We start from the raw sequence: 19,934 nt of genomic DNA, 5'->3' as shown, positions 1-19,934 counted from the left end.
ATGCTGGATACCGAATTCCGGGTCGCTTGCCTACAAGGAAAGAAAATGCCAGCGATTATTTCATTAATCTATTTAATGTTTAGTCTTTTGGTATTTACAAAAAAGATAACCATTTCAAACGTTCTGTCCGCTTTTTTATTGTTTCTATCGTTATATATACTTCACCATAAATCATTACTTATATTTATTTATTGTCTTATTATTATTGTCGCCACCGTTATTCTTCATCAAGTCAAAACCAGCGCGGATAAAAAAGCCGTATTTTATTTTTCAATGCCATGCTGGCTCTTGATTTTATCTGTAATTATAAATTTAATGAATAAATGAATTATTTTTTCATGACTCTTGTTTCTCGTATTATTGGTGAAAAATCATTATCACTGGTTATATGAATAAATTGTCCAGTTTTTGCATTATATTTTGCCATCGCGCAGGGAATACTATTACCGCCGTTAGCCATAACAAATTTTGCTTTTGTATTACGATAAAGATTGACGCCAGGAATGGGGGCCTGACCGAATGTATAAGGCGTTGGGACACTTACATTATGTTTGTTTGAGAACCACTTTGCTAAAATCCCGTCAACGCCATTAACCGGCGTAATAAAAGTAGAGAATCCACAATACTCAAAATTGAATTTTTTACCATTGGGTTTCTTTTTTTCTGTAACATTAAATCCAAATGTGACTTTAAATTTATCCCATAAATCTAAGTTATTAAAGTCTATTGGCTCGCCATTATAAAATACCTGCTGTTCATACATTAAATGATAAACCTGTTTTATTGGTTGTTTACGCGGGAAATTTTAAATTATTAAATGGAATATTTAATTCCATTAAGGTCTTTGTTTGCTCTTATTACAGGAATTATAAATATGATGCCATTTCTGGAATAAAAATAAAGTTAATAAATTATTTATTTAATTGCTCACTAGTAGGATATTTATGTATCCATCGGTTAATGCTTAGTTTAACATCTTTTAGCTGACAGCGATTGCAACGCTAAAAAACATGTGCTAATAATCATCATGTAAAATATGTAATGAAGTAAGTATGGAGCATTTAATTGTTATGATCCCACCATTAAATAGATATGTTCCCGCGCTTTCAAAAAATGAATTGGTTAAAACTGTTACCGACAGGGACATTCAGTTTACAAGTTTTAATGGAAAAGATTATCCCTTGTGCTTTTTAGATGAGAAAACCCCTCTTCTTTTCCAGTGGTTTGAGCGGAATCCTGCTCGCTTTGGGAAAAATGATATACCTATAATTAACACAGAGAAAAACCCCTACCTTAACAATATCATTAAAGCAGCAACAATTGAAAAAGAACGTCTTATAGGTATTTTTGTAGATGGTGATTTTTTCCCGGGACAAAAGGATGCTTTTTCAAAACTTGAGTATGACTATGAAAACATAAAAGTCATATATAGAAATGATATTGACTTTAGCATGTACGATAAAAGATTATCAGAAATTTATATGGAAAATATTTCTAAGCAAGAGTCCATGCCAGAAGAAAAAAGGGATTGTCATTTACTGCAGCTATTGAAAAAAGAATTGAGTGATATTCAAGAGGGTAATGATTCATTAATTAAATCTTACTTACTGGATAAAGGCCATGGATGGTTTGATTTTTACAGGAATATGGCTATGTTAAAGGCTGGTCAGTTATTTTTGGAGGCGGATAAGGTTGGGTGTTATGATTTATCAACAAATAGTGGGTGTATATATCTCGATGCTGATATGATTATCACGGAAAAATTGGGGAGTATATATATTCCGGATGGAATCGCTGTTCATGTAGAAAGGATAGATGGCCGTGCTTCTATGGAAAACGGGATAATAGCTGTTGATCGCAATAACCACCCGGCTTTACTTGCTGGATTGGAAATAATGCATACTAAATTTGATGCTGATCCCTATTCTGATGGTGTATGTAATGGAATTAGAAAACATTTTAATTATTCTTTAAATGAAGATTATAATTCTTTTTGCGATTTTATTGAGTTTAAGCATGATAACATTATAATGAATACCAGTCAGTTTACGCAAAGTTCATGGGCGAGGCATGTGCAGTAGTGGAAATGGCAATAATCATGCTATTGAATACATAAAATATTGGCATAAACTATCAAGTTTCGGCGAAAAAATATTTGATGCTCAGTTTTCTCTACTACAACGCCACTTTAAAATCGCAGTGCTGTTCAGAACGGACATAAAAAAACGGGAGGCCGATAACAATCTCCCGTTTTTCGCATTACGTACTCGTTCGTGAAATATTAATGCGTTTACATACGAGTTCACCGAATTTGCGAAGCGCGCCCCAGCCAACTGTCCCAGTCTTTCCACACGGGCTGCAATCCTTGCGCGCTTAACGCGCTTGCTACGGTTTCAGGCCGACGGGCATCGTGGGGAGAAAACTGCTCCAGTTCCGGATGATCGTCAGCGTAGCCGCCGGGCTGCGTTTTTGAGAAGGCGCTGACGTTGTTGATTGCCAGAGGAATCACATGGTCTCGAAACCACGGCGATTCGCGGGTGGAGAGTGATAATTCAATTTCCGGCGCCAATAACCGGAAAGCGCAAATCGTTTGCACCAGTTGCTTTTCATCCATCACAGATGCGGGTTCCACACCGCCAGTACACGGACGCAGACGCGGGAAGGAAACAGAATAGCGACTCTGCCAGTAGTGTTTCTGCATCCACAACAGATGCTCCGCCACCATATAGCAATCCACCCGCCAGTTGTCCGACAGACCAATTAGCGCGCCAAGACCGATTTTGTCGATACCTGCCCGGCCTAACCGATCCGGCGTTTCCAGCCGCCAGAAAAAGTCCTGTTTCTTTCCCTTCAGGTGATGCTGTGCATAGATTGCCTCATGGTAAGTTTCCTGATAAACCATCACGCCATCGATCCCCAGCGTTTTGAGCTCCGCGTAGTTTTCTTGCGACAAGGGCTGGACTTCCATCTGTAATGATGAAAATTGACGGCGGATAGCCGGTAAATGGCGGCGAAAATAGTTCATTCCTACTTTGGCCTGATGTTCGCCAGTCACCAGCAACAGATGCTCAAAGCCCAGTTTACGGATAGCATCGCACTCCCTTTGAATATCCACCTCATCCAGCGTTTTACGCTTAATGCGGTTGCTCATCGAAAAACCGCAGTAGGTACAGTCATTGGCGCAGAGGTTTGAGAGATAAAGCGGCACGTAGAAACTGACGGTGTTGCCAAAGCGTTGTCGGGTCAGCCTTTGTGCCCGCTGCGCCATCGGTTCCAGATAATTGGCGGCGGCGGGGGAGAGCAACGCCATCAAATCGTCCCGGCTAAGATGTGCGGCGTTCAGCGCGCGCTCCACGTCGGCGGCAGTTTTACCGTTGATGCGCAGGCGAATATCGTCCCACTCCAGTTGCCGCCAACGGTCGCTGAAGGTTTTCATGCTAACGCCTCCAGAAACCCGGTGAGCGGGCTGGTGGCGCTGGCGTAGGTGCTACGATTCCCCGGCACTGCCTGACGCGCCAGTAATCCGGCTTCTACCGCCAGGCGGAAAGCGGTTGCCATCCTCACCGGATCGTCCGCCACGGCAATCGCGGTGTTAACCAGCACCGCATCAGCGCCCATTTCCAGCGCCTGTGCGGCTTGGCTGGGCACGCCGATGCCCGCATCAACCACCACCGGCACGGTGGCCTGTTGGATAATAATCTCCAGCATCGCACGGGTTTCCAGCCCCTGATTCGAACCGATAGGCGCGCCAAGCGGCATCACCGCCGTGCAGCCGACCTCTTCCAGCCGCTTGCACAACACCGGATCCGCGCCGCAGTAGGGCAGCACCACAAAACCCTGCTTCACCAGCGCCTCGGCGGCTTTTAGCGTTTCGATCGGGTCCGGCAACAGCCAGCGGGCGTCCGGGTGGATTTCTAATTTCAACCAGTTTGTGCCCAGCGCTTCCCGCGCCAGTTGGGCGGCGAAGATCGCCTCTTCAGCGGTTTTCGCCCCGGAGGTATTGGGCAGCAGCGTGACGCCCGCTTCAATCAGCGGCGCCAGGATAGCGTCGTTGTGCTGACGTAAATCCACGCGCTTCATCGCCAGCGTCACCAACTGGCTGCCGGAGGCGCGAATCGCCTTGACCATCAGTTGCGATGAGGCAAACTTCCCGGTGCCGGTGAACAGATGTGAATCAAACGTTTTGTCGGCAATACGTAACATCTCAACCCCCTGCAATAACCTGAAAAAGCAGGATCTGGTCGCCTTCCTGCACGATATGTTGCCGCCACTGCTCGCGCGGCAGGATCTGCTGATTGAGCGCCAGCGCCGCGCCCGGTTTAAGCTGATTAAGCGTAGCGAGCAGGCTGCTGACGGTTTGCCCTTCGGCGCACTGCATCGGTTCATCATTGAACTGAATCTGCATGTTGCCCTCCGCATACCGGACAGCCGCTGGCACGACGCAGCGCCAGGCTGCGCCACTGGCTGGTTTTACCGTCAAACAGGCGTAGCTCTCCGCTGGGCGTCTCAATACCGCTGAGTAATTTAATCGCCTCCAGCGCCTGCAAGGTGCCCATCACGCCAACAACCGGTCCGACGATACCGGCGGTACGGCAGTTGCGTTCAGGCTCGACATCGTCCGGCCACAGGCAGCGGTAACAGCCTTGTTCCCACGGTGGTGTGAGGACCATTAGCTGGCCACCGAAGCCGACGGCGCTGGCGGAAATTAACGGAGTGTTGAGCGCCACGCAGGCGGCGTTAATTTCCTGGCGCGTGGCCATGTTATCGGTACAGTCGAGCACCACGTCGGCGTGTGCTACCGCGTTTTTAAGCACATCGCCAGTCAGACGTTGTTGCAATACGATCAGCTCGCTACCGGGGTTGAGTTGTGCCAGGCGCTGCTGGGCAACCTGAGATTTTGAATGCGCGATATCATCGGTGGTAAATAGAATCTGGCGCTGCAAATTGCTCAGATGAACATCGTCATCATCCGCCAGCGTCAGTGTGCCGATGCCTGCTCCCGCCAGATACAGCGCGGCAGGCGAACCCAATCCGCCTAAACCTACGATCAGTACATGACTCGCGAGCAGCTTTTGCTGGCCTTCAATGGCGATATCGCCGAGCAGGATTTGCCGGCTGTAGCGCATAAAATCGCGGTCATTCATCGCCAACTCCCGCAATATCCAGTAACTGCGCGGTAGCGGCGCGCCAGTCGGCGGCCTGAGTAATAGCGCTGACCACGGCAATGCTGCCGACGCCGGTCGCCAGCACCGCCGGAGCGCGTTCCACACTGATGCCGCCAATCGCCACGGTGGGATAATCCGCCAGCCGGTCAATATGCCGCGCCAGCTGCGCCAGCCCCTGCGGGGCGGAAGGCATCTGTTTGGTTTGCGTGGGGAAGACATGACCCAGCGCGATATAAGAAGGCTTAGCGGCCAGCGCGATGTCTATCTCCATATCATCGTGAGTGGATACCCCCAGGCGTAACCCCGCCGCCTGAATCGCTTTCAGGTCGGTGGTTTCAAGGTCTTCCTGGCCCAGATGCACGCCGTAAGCGCGGTGTTTAATTGCCAGACGCCAGTAATCGTTGATAAACAGCCGGGCGTCATAACGACGCCCCAGTGCGATGGCGGCGATAACGTCGGCTTCCACCTCTTCATCGCGTTTATCTTTGATACGCAACTGGATCGTGCGCACGCCCGCCTCCAGCAGGCGCTCAATCCATGCAACGCTGTCCACCACCGGGTAAAGCCCGAGACGGAACGGCACGGTCGGGAAATCAGGCTGATACATCAGGCTTCCTCCCGCTTGAGATAGATTTCGCCGCCTTTGGCGCGGAAGTTTTCCGACATATCCGCCATGCCGACTTCGATGGTTTGTGCGGCGGCATAGTCGCGGACTTCCTGGCTGATTTTCATCGAGCAGAACTTCGGCCCGCACATGGAACAGAAGTGAGCGACCTTACCGGACTCCTGCGGTAGGGTTTCATCGTGATAAGCGCGGGCGGTGAACGGGTCGAGCGCGAGGTTAAACTGATCTTCCCAGCGGAATTCGAAGCGCGCTTTCGACATGGCGTTATCGCGGATCTGCGCGCCCGGATGGCCTTTCGCTAAGTCAGCGGCGTGGGCGGCTATTTTGTAGGTGATCAGCCCCTGCTTCACATCTTCTTTGTTCGGCAGGCCGAGATGCTCTTTCGGCGTGACGTAACACAGCATCGCACAACCGAACCAGCCGATCATCGCGGCGCCAATGCCGGAGGTGAAGTGGTCATAGCCCGGCGCGATGTCGGTGGTCAACGGCCCCAAAGTGTAGAACGGCGCTTCGTGGCAGCTCTCCAGCTCTTCGGTCATGTTGCGCTGAATCATCTGCATCGGCACGTGTCCCGGGCCTTCAATCATCACCTGCACGTCGTATTCCCAGGCGATTTTGGTCAGCTCGCCCAGGGTATGCAGCTCGGAGAACTGCGCTTCGTCGTTGGCGTCCTGAATTGAACCCGGACGCAGGCCATCGCCCAGCGACAAAGAGACGTCGTAGGCGGCACAGATTTCGCAGATCTCGCGGAAATGTTCGAACAGGAAGTTCTCTTTGTGATGGGAGAGACACCACTTCGCCATGATCGAACCGCCGCGCGAGACAATCCCGGTCAGGCGTTTGGCGGTCATCGGCACGTAGCGCAGCAGCACACCCGCGTGGATGGTGAAGTAGTCGACGCCCTGTTCGGCCTGCTCCAGCAGCGTGTCGCGGAACGCTTCCCAGGTGAGATCTTCGGCGATCCCGTTGACCTTCTCCAGCGCCTGGTAGATCGGGACGGTGCCGATCGGTACCGGGCTGTTACGCAGGATCCATTCGCGAGTTTCGTGGATATAGCGACCGGTGGAAAGATCCATTACCGTGTCCGCGCCCCAGCGGGTCGACCAGACCAGTTTTTCCACCTCTTCTTCGATGGAGGAGGTGACCGCCGAGTTGCCGATGTTGGCATTCACTTTGACCAGGAAGTTGCGGCCGATAATCATCGGCTCGGATTCCGGGTGGTTGATGTTGGCGGGAATAATCGCGCGGCCCGCGGCGACTTCATCACGCACGAATTCCGGCGTAATGTTTTCCGGCAGGCGCGCGCCAAAGTTCATGCCCGGATGCTGGTGGCGCAGCACTTCACTACGAATGCGCTCGCGGCCCATGTTTTCGCGGATGGCGATGAACTCCATTTCGGGAGTGACGATCCCCTTGCGGGCATAATGAAGTTGCGTCACGCGCTTGCCCGCTTTAGCGCGTTTCGGCGTCAGCAGGTCGGTAAAACGCAGATCGTCCAGGCCATCGTCGGCCAGACGTTCTCTGGTGTAAGCCGAGCTACGGTCGTCTAATTCTTCGCTATCGTTGCGTGCGTCAATCCACGGCTGGCGCAGTTTCGCCAGACCCTGCTGGACGTTAATCGCCACATCAGGATCGCCATACGGGCCGGAGGTGTCGTACACCGGCACGGCTTCGTTCTCTTCAAACTGCGGGTTGTCTTTACTGCCGCCGATAAGTGTCGGGCTAAGTTGAATTTCGCGCATCGGTACGCGAATATCATGCTGCGAACCGGTCACGTAGATGCGTTTCGAGTTGGGAAACGCGGTGCCTTCCAGCGTATCGATAAAATGCTGGGCTTTAGCGCGCTGCTCGCGGCGGGTTAACGTTGTTGTAGACATAGCTCATTCCAAAAAATTAAGGACGTGGCTTGTCAGACGACGGATGGAGTAATGGATGTGCGCCGCCCGTAAAGGCAGCAGCATAAAGCAGAATTACTCTTGTTCCCTTCGCAGGTATTAACCTGATCAGGTTCCGCGGATCCCGAATTAACGGTCTCAGCCTTTTCCACTTCATCCTTCGCGCTGCCTCTTCGTTGGCTTCGTCCGCTCACTCCAGTCACTTACTTATGTAAGCTCCTGGAGATTCACCGACTTGCCGCCTTGACGCATCACGAACGCTTTTGTGGAAAATTAGCACTCCGACAAGATAACCGCCCCTCCGAAGAGGGGGCTGAAGTAAACTACCCGTTACTCGCGCAGAACTCAAGCGGGACGTTTGACTCTGGCGCCGTCGTGCATCGCGTCAAACACCAGCATAATCAGCTTGTCTTCCAGCACAAAGCGGGCTTCCAGCGCTTCGCCGATATCTGACAGAGCTTGTTGAAATTCGAGACAATTATCGTGATCGATGGCAGTTTCCAGGCTGGTGTCGTAATAATCCATAATGCGCTGCGTATTATCTTCCAGCAGCGGCCAGATTTTTGCCGCATGTAAAAGCTGACCGTTTCCTTCCAATTTATGGAGAATACGTTCATAAATACTGAAGTGCCCGGCGGAAAGGTAATCGACCAGGCTCTGACAAAAATCATCCAGCGCTTTTTCATTCAGCCGCATGTACGATTCTTTGCCAGGCTTAATGCCAACCAGATTGTAGTAAGCCACGAGCAGGTGCTTACGTACATCCAGCCAGCGATCGACCAGTTTGTTGCTTCCGCCAACGCGCTCCGTCAGGTTTTCCAGCTGGTTTAGCATGATTGTCTCCGCAAGTTAGATAAAGGCTGCTCGCCATGAATGTAAAAATAATGTTAACAACATGCCAGTGAAGCAAAGGTAGTGCAAGAGCTATGGATCGTATAATTGAAAAATTAGAGAGTGGCTGGTGGATCGTCAGCCATGAACAAAAATTATGGTTGCCGTATGGGGAATTACCACACGGGCTGGCAGCAAATTTCGATCTTGTGGGGCAGCGCGCACTCCGGATAGGTGAATGGCAAGGCGAGCCCGTCTGGCTGGTGTTACAGCATCGACGCCATGATATGGGATCGGTTCGCCAGGTTATCGATCAGGATGCAGGGCTGTTCCAACTGGCGGGACGTGGCGTACAGTTGGCGGAGTTTTACCGATCGCATAAATTTTGCGGCTATTGCGGGCACCCTATGCACCCGAGTAAAACCGAATGGGCGATGCTGTGCAGCCATTGCCGCGAGCGTTACTACCCGCAAATCGCCCCTTGCATTATCGTCGCGATCCGCCGTGAGGATTCGATCCTCCTTGCCCAGCACGTTCGCCACCGCAACGGCGTGCATACCGTGCTGGCCGGGTTTGTTGAAGTCGGCGAAACCTTAGAACAGGCGGTCGCGCGAGAGGTAATGGAGGAGAGCGGGATTAAGGTGAAAAATCTGCGCTATGTGACTTCCCAGCCGTGGCCTTTCCCGCAGTCGTTGATGACCGCTTTTATGGCGGAGTATGACAGCGGCGAGATTGTCATCGACCCGAAAGAACTGTTGGAAGCAAATTGGTACCGTTATGACGATCTGCCGCTACTGCCGCCGCCGGGCACCGTCGCGCGCCGTTTGATCGAAGATACGGTGGCAATGTGTCGGGCTGAATATGATTGACATGTTACACTGGGCGCATCAACGCTAAAGGAATGTAAAAATGACCGAACTCAAAAACGATCGTTATCTACGTGCGCTGCTGCGCCAGCCCGTTGATGTTACGCCAGTGTGGATGATGCGCCAGGCGGGCCGTTATCTACCGGAGTACAAAGCCACTCGCGCTCAGGCGGGCGATTTTATGTCGCTGTGCAAAAATGCCGAACTGGCCTGCGAGGTCACTTTACAGCCGCTGCGCCGTTATCCGCTTGATGCGGCGATCCTTTTCTCGGATATCCTGACGATTCCGGACGCGATGGGCCTGGGGCTCTATTTTGAAGCCGGGGAAGGCCCGCGCTTTACGGCTCCTGTCACCTGCAAAGGCGATGTCGATAAGCTGCCCATTCCCGATCCGGAGGATGAACTGGGCTATGTGATGAATGCGGTACGGACCATCCGCCGCGAACTAAAAGGCGAGGTTCCGCTGATCGGCTTTTCCGGCAGCCCGTGGACGCTGGCGACTTACATGGTGGAAGGCGGCAGTAGCAAAGCCTTCACGGTGATTAAAAAGATGATGTACGCTGACCCGCAGGCGTTGCATCTGCTGCTGGATAAGTTGGCGAAAAGCGTCACGCTGTACCTCAACGCGCAGATTAAAGCGGGTGCGCAATCGGTGATGATTTTCGACACCTGGGGCGGCGTGCTGACTGGCCGCGATTACCAGCAGTTCTCCCTCTACTACATGCATAAAATCGTCGATGGCCTGCTGCGTGAAAACGACGGTCGCCGCGTGCCGGTAACGCTGTTCACTAAAGGTGGCGGTCAGTGGCTGGAGGCGATGGCGGAAACCGGCTGCGACGCGCTGGGTCTCGACTGGACGACAGATATCGCCGATGCGCGCCGTCGCGTTGGCCATAAAGTGGCGCTGCAGGGCAATATGGACCCCTCGATGCTGTATGCGCCGCCGGCACGGATCGAAGACGAGGTAGCGACTATACTTGCTGGTTTCGGTCAGGGAGAAGGGCACGTCTTTAATCTTGGACATGGCATCCATCAGGATGTGTCGCCAGAACATGCTGGCGCATTTGTGGAGGCAGTGCACCGACTTTCTGCGCAGTATCACAACTAAGGAGTTAGTATGGATCTCGCGTCGCTACGCGCTCAACAGATAGAACTTGCTTCATCGGTTTGCCGCGAAGATCGGTTGGACAAAGATCCGCCAGCGTTTATCGGCGGGGCGGACGTCGGTTTTGAGCAGGGGGGCGAGGTGACGCGGGCGGCGATGGTATTGTTGAAATATCCGTCGCTTGAACTGGTAGAGTACAAGGTGGCACGTATTGCCACCACCATGCCGTATATCCCCGGTTTTCTCTCTTTTCGTGAATATCCTGCGCTGCTGGCGGCGTGGGAACAGCTCTCGCAAAAGCCCGATTTGCTGTTTGTGGACGGTCATGGTATTTCGCATCCGCGTCGGCTTGGCGTCGCCAGTCATTTTGGACTGTTGGTGGACGTGCCGACCATCGGCGTAGCGAAAAAACGGCTATGCGGTAAATTTGAACCACTTTCCGCCGAACCTGGCGCACTTAGCCCCTTAATGGATAAAGGCGAGCAACTGGCGTGGGTATGGCGCAGCAAGGCGCGCTGTAATCCGCTGTTTATCGCGACAGGGCACCGGGTCAGTACTGACAGCGCGCTGGCGTGGGTACAGCGCTGTATGAAAGGGTATCGCCTGCCGGAGCCGACGCGCTGGGCGGATGCGGTCGCTTCCGGGCGTCCGGCGTTTGTTCGTTGGCAAGAAATTCAGCGCTGATTCAGGTAAACTGCCGCTAATTTCCGATTCGAGATTCCATCATGTTACAAAACCCGATTCATTTGCGTCTGGAGCGGCTGGAAAGCTGGCAGCACGTTACCTTTATGGCCTGCTTGTGCGAGCGCATGTACCCGAACTACGCCATGTTTTGCAAGCAGACGGAATTCGGCGACGGACAGATCTACCGTCGCATTCTGGATCTGATCTGGGAAACCCTGACGGTGAAAGATGCGAAGGTCAATTTCGATAGCCAACTGGAGAAGTTTGAAGAGGCGATTCCGGCAGCCGACGACTATGATCTGTACGGCGTTTACCCGGCGATTGATGCCTGCGTCGCATTAAGCGAATTAATGCATTCTCGTCTTAGCGGCGAAACGCTGGAACACGCTATTGAGGTTAGTAAGACTTCCATTACTACGGTAGCGATGTTGGAAATGACTCAGGCTGGTCGGGAAATGACCGATGAGGAGCTCAAAACGAACCCTGCCGTTGAACAGGAATGGGATATTCAGTGGGAAATATTCCGACTTTTAGCCGACTGCGAAGAACGTGATATTGAACTGATAAAAGGGCTCAGGGCAGACCTGCGCGAGGCTGGCGAGAGCAATATCGGTATAAATTTTCAGCAATGACACCAGAAAACGTGATTTAACGTCTGATTTGTCGTGCCATAAGGCTTCCCTTATGCCCCCCGTCTGGTCTACATTTGGGAGGCGAAAAAAAGTGGCTATCGGTGCGTGTATGCAGGAGAGTGCTTTTCTGGCATTTCCGTCGCACTCGATGCTTAGCAAGCGATAAACACATTGTAAGGATAACTTATGAACAAGACTCAACTGATTGATGTAATTGCAGACAAAGCAGAACTGTCCAAAACCCAGGCTAAAGCTGCTCTGGAATCCACTCTGGCTGCTATTACTGAGTCTCTGAAAGAAGGCGATGCTGTACAACTGGTTGGTTTCGGTACCTTCAAAGTGAACCACCGTGCTGAGCGCACTGGCCGTAACCCACAGACCGGTAAAGAAATCAAAATCGCCGCCGCTAACGTACCGGCGTTTGTTTCTGGTAAAGCTCTGAAAGACGCAGTTAAGTAAGACGCGTAGCTGTGAACAGTTTTATCGAAGGGGCTCGTCAGCCCCTTTTGTCTGTCTGGCGTCGCGCGTTTCTGTTTTCTGGCGCGCTGTTGCTGACTGCCTGCAGTCATAACGCTTCACCGCCTCCGTTTACTGCCAGCGGCTTTGCCGGCGATCACGGCGCGGTGCGTATCTGGCGTAAAGATACGAACGATGAAGTCCATCTGCTTTCTGTTTTTAGCCCGTGGCATAGCGGCAGCACGACGACCAGCGAATATCGTTGGCAGGGTGATACGCTTTCGCTTATTGAACTCAATATTTACAGCAAACCGCCAGAACATATTCGCGCGCGTTTCGACGCTCATGGCGAACTCAGTTTTATGCAGCGTGAAGTCGGGGGGCAGAAGCAGCAGCTTTCCAACGATCAGATTGCCTTGTATCGCTATCGCGCCGAACAAATCCGTCAGACCAGCGACGCCTTGCGCCTGGGGCGGGTCATACTACGCCAGGGACGCTGGCACGCCGACCATACGGTAACCACCTGTGAAGGTGAAACGCTGAAACCGGATCTGGATTCCTGGGCAATAAGCCACATTGAGCGCCGCCAGAACCACTCATCGGTAGAGGTGAGCGTAGCATGGCTGGAGGCGCCGGAAGGATCGCAACTTTTGCTGGTGGCGAATTCAGATTTCTGTCACTGGCAGCCGCAAGCGAAAACCTTTTGATGGAATACCGAATGGCGAAGCCGCCATTCGGTATACATGCTTTACCAGTTTCCCATACCCATATGACCGCCGCCGCGATGATAACCGCCGCCATAGCCGCCGCAACCGCCATAGCCCATTCCTGCGCCGCGTGGTATGCCAGCCTGCGCCATCGCGACATCCCGTTTCACGCGTTGCTCATCTAACTTCTGGCCTAATGACTCCATCTCTTTGGCAACCGCGTTAATTTTCGCAGTATCCGGCGAACTGGCGGTCAGTAGCGCGTTGTATTCATAACGTTTGGATATCAGTTGCTGGCGCAGCGCGCTGGTCTGCGTATAGTAATCATCATAAATCTTCTGCGCCGTCGCCTGCTGTTCCGTAGTTAACGGGCTACCTCCCTGTTGCCACATACCGTCATTGTTGCCCCAGTGATGCCCGGCGAAGGCGGCGCCGGAGCTCAGGGCCAAAAGAGAGAGGGCGATTAGCGCGATAGCTGATTTATTGTTCCGTTTCATTTTGCGTTCTCCTGTTGCTCATCTTATCCTCTCTCTTGCATCTTCCGTGCCAGGTAACTATTCCTTGTCGGGCAGCGAGTTAACCCGCTTCAGGCGGCAAAAAGCGAGTAAAAATGACTCGCATGACCCGCCTGGCGAGTCATTTTTACCCATCCGTATCCGAAAGGGTGTGCGGCAACGCGCGGTTATGCGGAGCGAAGAATGGCATGATCTCTGCTTAAGTAAGGAAAATAAAAACGAGCCGGGGAAGCCTGTGAGTTTTATACGATTACATAAAGATGCCGCTGCAACGTGGTTGAGTCGGCTGTTACCTGCGGCGATCTTCATTCTGGTGGGGCTATTTTCCATTATGGTCATTCGCGACTATGGCCGTGAGAGCGCTGCCGCCAGGCAGACGCTGCTGGAAAAGGGAAATGTACTCATTCGCGCTCTGGAGTCCGGCACGCGAGTAGGTATGGGAATGCGGATGCATCACGCGCAGCAGCAGACATTGCTGGAAGAGATGGCGGGTCAGCCAGGCGTGTTGTGGTTCGCCGTAACGGATGCGCAGGGGGTAATCATCACTCATAGCAACCCTGGCATGGTGGGCAAATCGCTCTATTCCGCATCTGAAATGCATCAACTAAACCCCGGGCCGCAGGAGCGTTGGCGGCGTGTCGACGTTGTTGCTAACGGCGAGACGGTGCCTGCGCTGGAAATTTACCGTCAGTTCCAGCCGCTTTTCGGTATGAGAGGTCACGGTATGAGGGGGCACGGCATGGCGCGTAGCGCCAATGACGACGAACCAGCGAAACAAACTATTTTTATTGCCTTTGACGCCAGCGAGCTGGCCGCGACACAGGCAAGGGAGTGGCGTAATACGCTGATTGTTTTGTCTGCGTTAGCGGCGGTGCTGTTGGCAACGTTACTGGCGTTTTTTTGGCATCAGCGTTATCAGCGCTCGCACAGAGAACTGCTTGATGCAATGAAGCGTAAAGAAAAGCTGGTGGCGATGGGGCATCTGGCGGCGGGCGTCGCGCACGAAATTCGTAACCCGCTCTCGTCCATCAAAGGGCTGGCGAAATACTTTGCCGAGCGCACACCTGCCGGCGGCGAGTCGCATGAACTGGCGCAGGTGATGGCCAAAGAGGCCGACCGTTTGAACCGGGTGGTAAGCGAATTGCTCGAACTGGTAAAGCCCGCGCATCTGACGCTCCAGACGGTTAACCTCAATGATATTATTACTCACTCCCTGAATCTGGTCAGTCAGGATGCCCAAAGCAGAGAGATTCAGTTGAGATTCACGGCGAATGAGACGCTTAAGCGTATTCAGGCTGACCCGGACAGGCTGACTCAGGTGCTGTTGAATTTGTACCTGAACGCTATTCATGCGATTGGCCGCCAGGGAACGATTAGCGTAGAGGCAAAAGAAAGTGGGACCGACCGCGTTATCATCACTGTTACCGATAACGGGAAAGGGATCGCCCCGGATCAGCTGGAGGCGATTTTTACGCCTTATTTTACGACCAAAGCTGACGGGACAGGCCTGGGGCTGGCTGTGGTGCAAAATATCATCGAACAGCATGGCGGCGCGATTAAGGTGAAAAGTATTGAGGGTAAAGGCGCGGTCTTTACTATCTGGTTGCCAGTGATAGCGAGACAACAGGATTAACAAGGGTGATACGCGGAAAAATCGATATTCTGGTTGTGGATGATGATGTAAGCCACTGCACGATTTTACAGGCGCTGCTTCGGGGCTGGGGCTATAACGTCGCTCTGGCCTACAGTGGGCATGATGCGTTGGCTCAGGTGCGTGAGAAAGTCTTTGATCTGGTACTGTGCGATGTGCGTATGGCGGAGATGGACGGTATCGCCACGCTGAAGGAGATTAAAGCGCTCAATCCCGCCATTCCGATTTTGATTATGACGGCATTCTCCAGCGTGGAAACGGCGGTAGAGGCGTTGAAAGCCGGCGCGCTCGACTATTTAATTAAACCGCTGGATTTTGACCGTCTGCAGGAGACGCTGGAAAAGGCGTTGGCGCATACGCGGGAAACGGGCGCTGAATTGCCATCGGCGTCGGCTGCGCAATTTGGCATGATTGGCAGCAGTCCGGCGATGCAACATTTACTGAATGAAATCGCGATGGTCGCACCATCAGACGCCACGGTATTGATTCACGGAGACTCCGGCACGGGTAAAGAGCTGGTGGCGCGGGCGCTACACGCCTGTAGCGCCCGGAGCGATAAACCGCTGGTCACGCTCAACTGCGCCGCGCTTAATGAATCGCTGCTGGAGTCCGAGCTGTTCGGACACGAAAAAGGCGCGTTTACCGGCGCGGATAAACGTCGGGAGGGACGCTTTGTCGAAGCTGACGGCGGGACATTGTTTCTTGATGAAATCGGCGATATCTCGCCGTTAATGCAGGTACGTTTGCTGCGGGCGATTCAGGAGCGCGAAGTGCAACGCGTGGGAAGTAACCAGACGATATCTGTGGATGTTCGGTTAATTGCCGCTACCCACCGCGACCTGGCGGAAGAGGTGAGTGCCGGTCGCTTTCGCCAGGATCTCTATTACCGCCTGAATGTGGTGGCGATTGAAATGCCTTCTTTGCGCCAGCGTCGGGAAGATATTCCGCTACTGGCAGACCATTTTCTGCGGCGTTTTGCCGAACGTAACCGAAAAGCGGTAAAGGGGTTTACGCCGCAGGCGATGGATCTGCTGATCCACTACGACTGGCCGGGCAATATCCGTGAGCTGGAAAACGCTATCGAGCGGGCGGTGGTGTTGCTGACGGGAGAATACATTTCTGAACGCGAATTGCCTCTCGCTATTGCCGCGACGCCGATAAAAACGGAATACAGTGGTGAGATCCAACCGCTGGTGGACGTCGAAAAAGAGGTGATTCTGGCGGCGCTGGAAAAAACGGGCGGCAACAAAACCGAAGCCGCCCGTCAATTGGGCATTACGCGCAAAACGCTGCTGGCTAAACTCAGCCGTTAGCTTTGCTCACGCTCGATGGCGCGCCAGCCGATGTCGTTACGGCTGAAGCTGCCGTCCCAGCGAATGTCGGTCATCAGGGCGTAAGCGCGTTTCTGCGCCTCAGCCACGGTGTGACCCAGCGCGGTCGCGCACAGTACGCGGCCGCCGCTGGTGAGCACGCGGTCGTCGTCGGCGAGCTTAGTGCCAGCGTGGAAGACTTTGCCGTCAGCCACTTCTTCCAGCGGCAGGCCGTGGATCTCATCGCCAGTGTTGTAGTTGCCCGGATAACCGCCCGCGGCGATCACCACGCCTAATGAAGCGCGCTCGTCCCACTCGGAGGTTTTCTCATCCAGCTTGCCGTCGCAGGCGGCGAGGCAAAGATCCACCAGGTCCGACTTCATGCGTAGCATGATCGGCTGGGTTTCCGGATCGCCGAAGCGGCAGTTGAACTCGATAACCTTCGGATTACCCTGCTTGTCGATCATCAGACCCGCATACAGGAAGCCGGTATAGGTGTTACCTTCCGCCGCCATGCCTTTCACGGTTGGCCAGATGATGCGTTCCATGGTGCGCTGGTGCACTTCATCAGTCACCACCGGCGCCGGTGAGTAGGCGCCCATGCCGCCAGTATTCGGGCCGGTATCGCCGTTGCCTACGCGTTTGTGGTCCTGGCTGGTGGCCATCGGCAGCACGTGCTCGCCGTCGACCATCACGATAAAGCTCGCTTCTTCGCCGTCGAGGAACTCTTCAATCACGATGCGGTGGCCCGCGTCGCCAAAGGCGTTGCCTGCCAGCATGTCATGAACGGCGGCTTCGGCTTCTTCAAGCGTCATCGCCACGATAACGCCTTTGCCCGCAGCCAGACCATCGGCCTTGATGACGATCGGCGCGCCTTTCTCACGCAGATAAGCCAGGGCTGGCTCAATCTCGGTGAAATTCTGGTATTCCGCCGTCGGAATCTGGTGACGAGCGAGGAAATCTTTGGTGAAGGCTTTGGAGCCTTCCAGTTGCGCGGCGCCTTCGGTTGGGCCGAAGATCTTCAGGCCCGCCGCGCGGAACGCATCGACCACGCCAATCACCAGCGGCGCTTCCGGGCCAACGATAGTCAGGTCAATCTTCTCGTTCTGGGCAAAGCTCAGCAGCGCCGGAATATCGGTTACGCCGATAGCCACGTTCTGCAACGCTGGCTCCAGCGCGGTGCCCGCGTTGCCCGGTGCGACAAAAACAGTATCAACCAGCGGCGACTGTGCGGCTTTCCAGGCCAGCGCGTGTTCGCGTCCGCCGTTACCAATCACTAATACTTTCATGTTTCGCTCCATTAATGGCGGAAGTGGCGCATGTCAGTGAAGATCATCGCAATACCGTGTTCGTCGGCAGCGGCAATCACTTCGTCATCACGGATAGAACCGCCAGGCTGGATCACACAGCTCACGCCGACAGCGGCAGCGGCATCAATACCATCGCGGAACGGGAAGAAGGCGTCAGAGGCCATCGCGGAACCTTTCACTTCCAGACCTTCGTCAGCCGCTTTAATGCCAGCGATTTTCGCGGAGTACACGCGGCTCATCTGGCCTGCGCCTATACCGATAGTCATGTTCTCTTTCGCATACACAATGGCGTTGGATTTCACGAACTTGGCGACCTTCCAGCAGAACAGCGCATCGCGCAGTTCCTGTTCGGTCGGCTGGCGTTTGGAAACCACGCGCAGTTCAGCTTCGCTCACCATACCCAGGTCACGATCCTGAACCAGCAGGCCGCCGTTAACGCGTTTGAAGTCCAGACTAGGTACGCGCTGTGCCCACTGACCACAGGTCAGTACGCGCACATTCTGCTTGGCAGCCGTGATTTTCAGCGCATCTTCGGTCGCGGACGGGGCGATGATCACTTCCACGAACTGGCGGGAGATGATGGCCTGCGCGGTTTCGGCATCCAGTTCGCGGTTGAAGGCGATAATGCCGCCGAACGCGGAGGTTGGGTCGGTTTTATACGCACGGTCGTAAGCGTCGAGAATAGTGGTGCTCACCGCCACGCCGCACGGGTTAGCGTGCTTGACGATTACGCAGGCTGGCTCGTTGAACTCTTTCACACACTCCAGCGCCGCGTCGGTATCAGCGATGTTGTTGTAAGAAAGCGCTTTGCCCTGAACCTGCTGTGCGGTGGCAACGGACGCTTCTTTCACATTTTCTTCTATATAGAAGGCTGCCTGCTGGTGGCTGTTCTCGCCATAGCGCATATCCTGCTTCTTAATGAAGTTCAGATTCAGCGTACGCGGGAAGCGACCGGCGGCTTCTTTGCTTTCACCGTGGTAGGCCGGAACCATGCTGCCGAAGTAGTTAGCGATCATGCTGTCGTAGGCGGCGGTGTGTTCGAAGGCTTTAATCGCGAGATCGAAACGGGTGTCGAGGGTCAGAGAACCTTCGTTAGCATCCATCTCTTTAATAATGGCGTCGTAGTCGCTGCTCTTCACCACGATGGCCACGTCTTTATGGTTCTTAGCAGCAGAGCGCACCATGGTCGGGCCGCCGATATCAATGTTCTCTACCGCATCTTCCAGCGAGCAGCCTTCGCGTGCCACGGTCTCGGCGAACGGATACAGGTTAACGACAACCATATCGATAGGGGCGATGTGGTGCTGTTCCATAATGGCATCGTCCTGGCCGCGACGACCGAGGATGCCGCCGTGGACTTTTGGATGCAGGGTCTTTACGCGTCCATCCATCATTTCCGGGAAACCGGTGTAATCGGAAACTTCGGTCACCGGCAGGCCTTTTTCTGCTAACAGGCGGGCGGTGCCCCCCGTAGACAGCAGCTCCACACCGCGTGCGGAAAGTGCCTGGGCGAATTCGATGATACCGGCCTTGTCAGAAACACTGAGCAGAGCGCGGCGGACTGGACGACGTTGTTGCATGGTAAATCCCCTGGATTTGACGATTACAGAGAGCGTTAGCTGAATTTTTCGTGAAAAACTCAGCTAACGCCCCTTATGGGGTATTCTCATTTTGCGGCGACATTGTAACGAAAACGTTTGCGCAACGCTCGCGAATTTTTCTTTTTAAATTCTGGCCCCGCTTTTATCCCTGAAAGATCATTTGCAGAGTGAGAAGATCCAGGAGATGAACGCGCATTTTGTGGATAAGTCTGTGCGTAAATGGGTATAACCAGGGGTTTTGCTGGGGAATGCAGCAAACAGTCATTTTTCTGCAATTTTTCTATTGCGGTCAGCAGAGAACTCCCTATAATGCGCCTCCATCGACACGGCGGATGTGAATCACTTCACACAAACAGCCGGTCGGTTGAAGAGAAAAATCCTGAAATTCAGGGTTGACTCTGAAAGAGGAAGGCGTAATATACGCCACCTCGCAACGGTGAGCGAAAGCCGCGTTGCACTGCTCTTTAACAATTTATCAGACAATCTGTGTGGGCACTCGAAGATACGGATTCTTGACGTCGCAAGACGAAAAATGAATACCAAGTCTCAAGAGTGAACACGTAATTCATTACGAAGTTTAA

Annotated in this window: 20 protein-coding genes, 1 pseudogene and 1 riboswitch; of the genes and pseudogenes, 10 read left to right on the top strand and 11 right to left on the bottom strand. The window is 53.3% G+C overall.

Annotated features, from left to right (window positions below; genetic code table 11):
* On the top strand, nt 1-327 hold the full coding sequence (locus tag J4613_RS22025; protein WP_001654075.1) for a hypothetical protein: 327 nt from the start codon (nt 1-3) through the stop codon (nt 325-327).
* A 1-nt stretch (nt 328) separates the two neighbouring features.
* On the opposite strand, the pseudogene J4613_RS22020 reads toward J4613_RS22025, so the two are convergent.
* Nucleotides 329-672: pseudogene (locus J4613_RS22020) on the bottom strand (cytoplasmic protein).
* Nucleotides 673-1,052: 380 nt separating this feature from the next.
* Between J4613_RS22020 and J4613_RS22015 the strand changes: the two are divergent.
* Nucleotides 1,053-2,081 carry a type III secretion system effector arginine glycosyltransferase SseK1 gene (locus J4613_RS22015; RefSeq protein ID WP_000400594.1) on the top strand — a complete coding sequence of 343 codons (1,029 nt, stop codon included), beginning with the start codon at nt 1,053-1,055 and terminating at the stop codon, nt 2,079-2,081.
* Nucleotides 2,082-2,302: 221 nt separating this feature from the next.
* On the opposite strand, the gene thiH is transcribed toward J4613_RS22015, so the two are convergent.
* The 7 genes from thiH to rsd all read right to left on the bottom strand — a co-directional run bounded on the left by thiH (nt 2,303) and on the right by rsd (nt 8,519).
* Entirely contained in the window at nt 2,303-3,436 is a 1,134-nt protein-coding gene (gene thiH / locus J4613_RS22010) for a 2-iminoacetate synthase ThiH (RefSeq protein WP_021001002.1), read from the bottom strand.
* The gene (thiG, locus tag J4613_RS22005; protein ID WP_111742521.1) at nt 3,433-4,203 is read right to left on the bottom strand and encodes a thiazole synthase; all 771 of its coding nucleotides are present in this window, start codon (nt 4,201-4,203) and stop codon (nt 3,433-3,435) included. The genes thiH and thiG overlap by 4 nt, the downstream gene beginning before the upstream one ends.
* Before the next feature lies 1 nt (nt 4,204).
* Nucleotides 4,205-4,405 carry a sulfur carrier protein ThiS gene (thiS, locus tag J4613_RS22000; RefSeq protein ID WP_001166846.1) on the bottom strand — a complete coding sequence of 67 codons (201 nt, stop codon included), beginning with the start codon at nt 4,403-4,405 and terminating at the stop codon, nt 4,205-4,207.
* The gene (locus J4613_RS21995) at nt 4,386-5,144 is read right to left on the bottom strand and encodes a HesA/MoeB/ThiF family protein (protein ID WP_000999764.1); all 759 of its coding nucleotides are present in this window, start codon (nt 5,142-5,144) and stop codon (nt 4,386-4,388) included. Before J4613_RS21995 ends, thiS begins: the two co-directional genes overlap by 20 nt.
* The gene (gene thiE, locus J4613_RS21990; RefSeq protein WP_000284629.1) at nt 5,137-5,772 is read right to left on the bottom strand and encodes a thiamine phosphate synthase; all 636 of its coding nucleotides are present in this window, start codon (nt 5,770-5,772) and stop codon (nt 5,137-5,139) included. The genes J4613_RS21995 and thiE overlap by 8 nt, the downstream gene beginning before the upstream one ends.
* Nucleotides 5,772-7,667, bottom strand: coding sequence for a phosphomethylpyrimidine synthase ThiC (gene thiC / locus J4613_RS21985; RefSeq protein WP_111742520.1), 1,896 nt, complete (start codon nt 7,665-7,667; stop codon nt 5,772-5,774). The genes thiE and thiC overlap by 1 nt, the downstream gene beginning before the upstream one ends.
* Before the next feature lie 86 nt (nt 7,668-7,753).
* A riboswitch (TPP riboswitch) is annotated at nt 7,754-7,978 on the bottom strand.
* Nucleotides 7,979-8,030: 52 nt separating this feature from the next.
* Nucleotides 8,031-8,519: a sigma D regulator gene (gene rsd, locus J4613_RS21980; RefSeq protein WP_000934315.1), complete on the bottom strand. Its 489-nt coding sequence runs from the start codon at nt 8,517-8,519 to the stop codon at nt 8,031-8,033.
* 92 nt (nt 8,520-8,611) lie between these two features.
* Between rsd and nudC the strand changes: the two genes are divergently transcribed.
* The 6 genes from nudC to J4613_RS21950 all read left to right on the top strand — a co-directional run bounded on the left by nudC (nt 8,612) and on the right by J4613_RS21950 (nt 12,966).
* Nucleotides 8,612-9,385 (top strand): NAD(+) diphosphatase, encoded by a 774-nt coding sequence (nudC, locus tag J4613_RS21975; protein ID WP_000373958.1) that lies wholly within the window; start codon nt 8,612-8,614, stop codon nt 9,383-9,385.
* A 40-nt stretch (nt 9,386-9,425) separates the two neighbouring features.
* Nucleotides 9,426-10,490 carry a uroporphyrinogen decarboxylase gene (hemE, locus tag J4613_RS21970; protein ID WP_111742519.1) on the top strand — a complete coding sequence of 355 codons (1,065 nt, stop codon included), beginning with the start codon at nt 9,426-9,428 and terminating at the stop codon, nt 10,488-10,490.
* 9 nt (nt 10,491-10,499) lie between these two features.
* Nucleotides 10,500-11,171: a deoxyribonuclease V gene (gene nfi / locus J4613_RS21965; RefSeq protein WP_000362359.1), complete on the top strand. Its 672-nt coding sequence runs from the start codon at nt 10,500-10,502 to the stop codon at nt 11,169-11,171.
* A gap of 41 nt (nt 11,172-11,212) precedes the next feature.
* The gene (locus J4613_RS21960; protein WP_000940092.1) at nt 11,213-11,803 is read left to right on the top strand and encodes a YjaG family protein; all 591 of its coding nucleotides are present in this window, start codon (nt 11,213-11,215) and stop codon (nt 11,801-11,803) included.
* A gap of 186 nt (nt 11,804-11,989) precedes the next feature.
* Nucleotides 11,990-12,262: a nucleoid-associated protein HU-alpha gene (gene hupA / locus J4613_RS21955; protein WP_001044509.1), complete on the top strand. Its 273-nt coding sequence runs from the start codon at nt 11,990-11,992 to the stop codon at nt 12,260-12,262.
* Between the two features lie 11 nt (nt 12,263-12,273).
* The gene (locus J4613_RS21950) at nt 12,274-12,966 is read left to right on the top strand and encodes a DUF1481 domain-containing protein (RefSeq protein WP_001083931.1); all 693 of its coding nucleotides are present in this window, start codon (nt 12,274-12,276) and stop codon (nt 12,964-12,966) included.
* Nucleotides 12,967-13,007: 41 nt separating this feature from the next.
* Here the strand turns inward: J4613_RS21950 and zraP are convergent, their stop codons facing one another.
* Nucleotides 13,008-13,463: a zinc resistance sensor/chaperone ZraP gene (gene zraP / locus J4613_RS21945; RefSeq protein WP_000828129.1), complete on the bottom strand. Its 456-nt coding sequence runs from the start codon at nt 13,461-13,463 to the stop codon at nt 13,008-13,010.
* A 253-nt stretch (nt 13,464-13,716) separates the two neighbouring features.
* Between zraP and zraS the strand changes: the two genes are divergently transcribed.
* Both zraS and zraR read left to right on the top strand, forming a co-directional pair.
* Nucleotides 13,717-15,114 (top strand): two-component system sensor histidine kinase ZraS, encoded by a 1,398-nt coding sequence (gene zraS, locus J4613_RS21940; protein ID WP_024799049.1) that lies wholly within the window; start codon nt 13,717-13,719, stop codon nt 15,112-15,114.
* A gap of 5 nt (nt 15,115-15,119) precedes the next feature.
* Nucleotides 15,120-16,445: a sigma-54-dependent response regulator transcription factor ZraR gene (zraR, locus tag J4613_RS21935; protein ID WP_000617928.1), complete on the top strand. Its 1,326-nt coding sequence runs from the start codon at nt 15,120-15,122 to the stop codon at nt 16,443-16,445.
* Here the strand turns inward: zraR and purD are convergent.
* Together purD and purH are read right to left on the bottom strand one after the other, a co-directional pair.
* Nucleotides 16,442-17,731 carry a phosphoribosylamine--glycine ligase gene (gene purD, locus J4613_RS21930; RefSeq protein ID WP_023204415.1) on the bottom strand — a complete coding sequence of 430 codons (1,290 nt, stop codon included), beginning with the start codon at nt 17,729-17,731 and terminating at the stop codon, nt 16,442-16,444. The genes zraR and purD overlap by 4 nt on opposite strands.
* An 11-nt stretch (nt 17,732-17,742) precedes the next feature.
* On the bottom strand, nt 17,743-19,332 hold the full coding sequence (gene purH, locus J4613_RS21925; protein WP_111742518.1) for a bifunctional phosphoribosylaminoimidazolecarboxamide formyltransferase/IMP cyclohydrolase: 1,590 nt from the start codon (nt 19,330-19,332) through the stop codon (nt 17,743-17,745).
* Between the last annotated feature and the right edge of the window lie 602 nt (nt 19,333-19,934).

Source organism: Salmonella sp. 32020114201800008SM (assembly GCF_017572025.1).
GTDB lineage: Bacteria > Pseudomonadota > Gammaproteobacteria > Enterobacterales > Enterobacteriaceae > Salmonella > Salmonella enterica.
The sequence above is the reverse complement of the archived record's forward strand: the minus strand, read 5'-3'. Positions and strand labels throughout refer to the sequence as shown.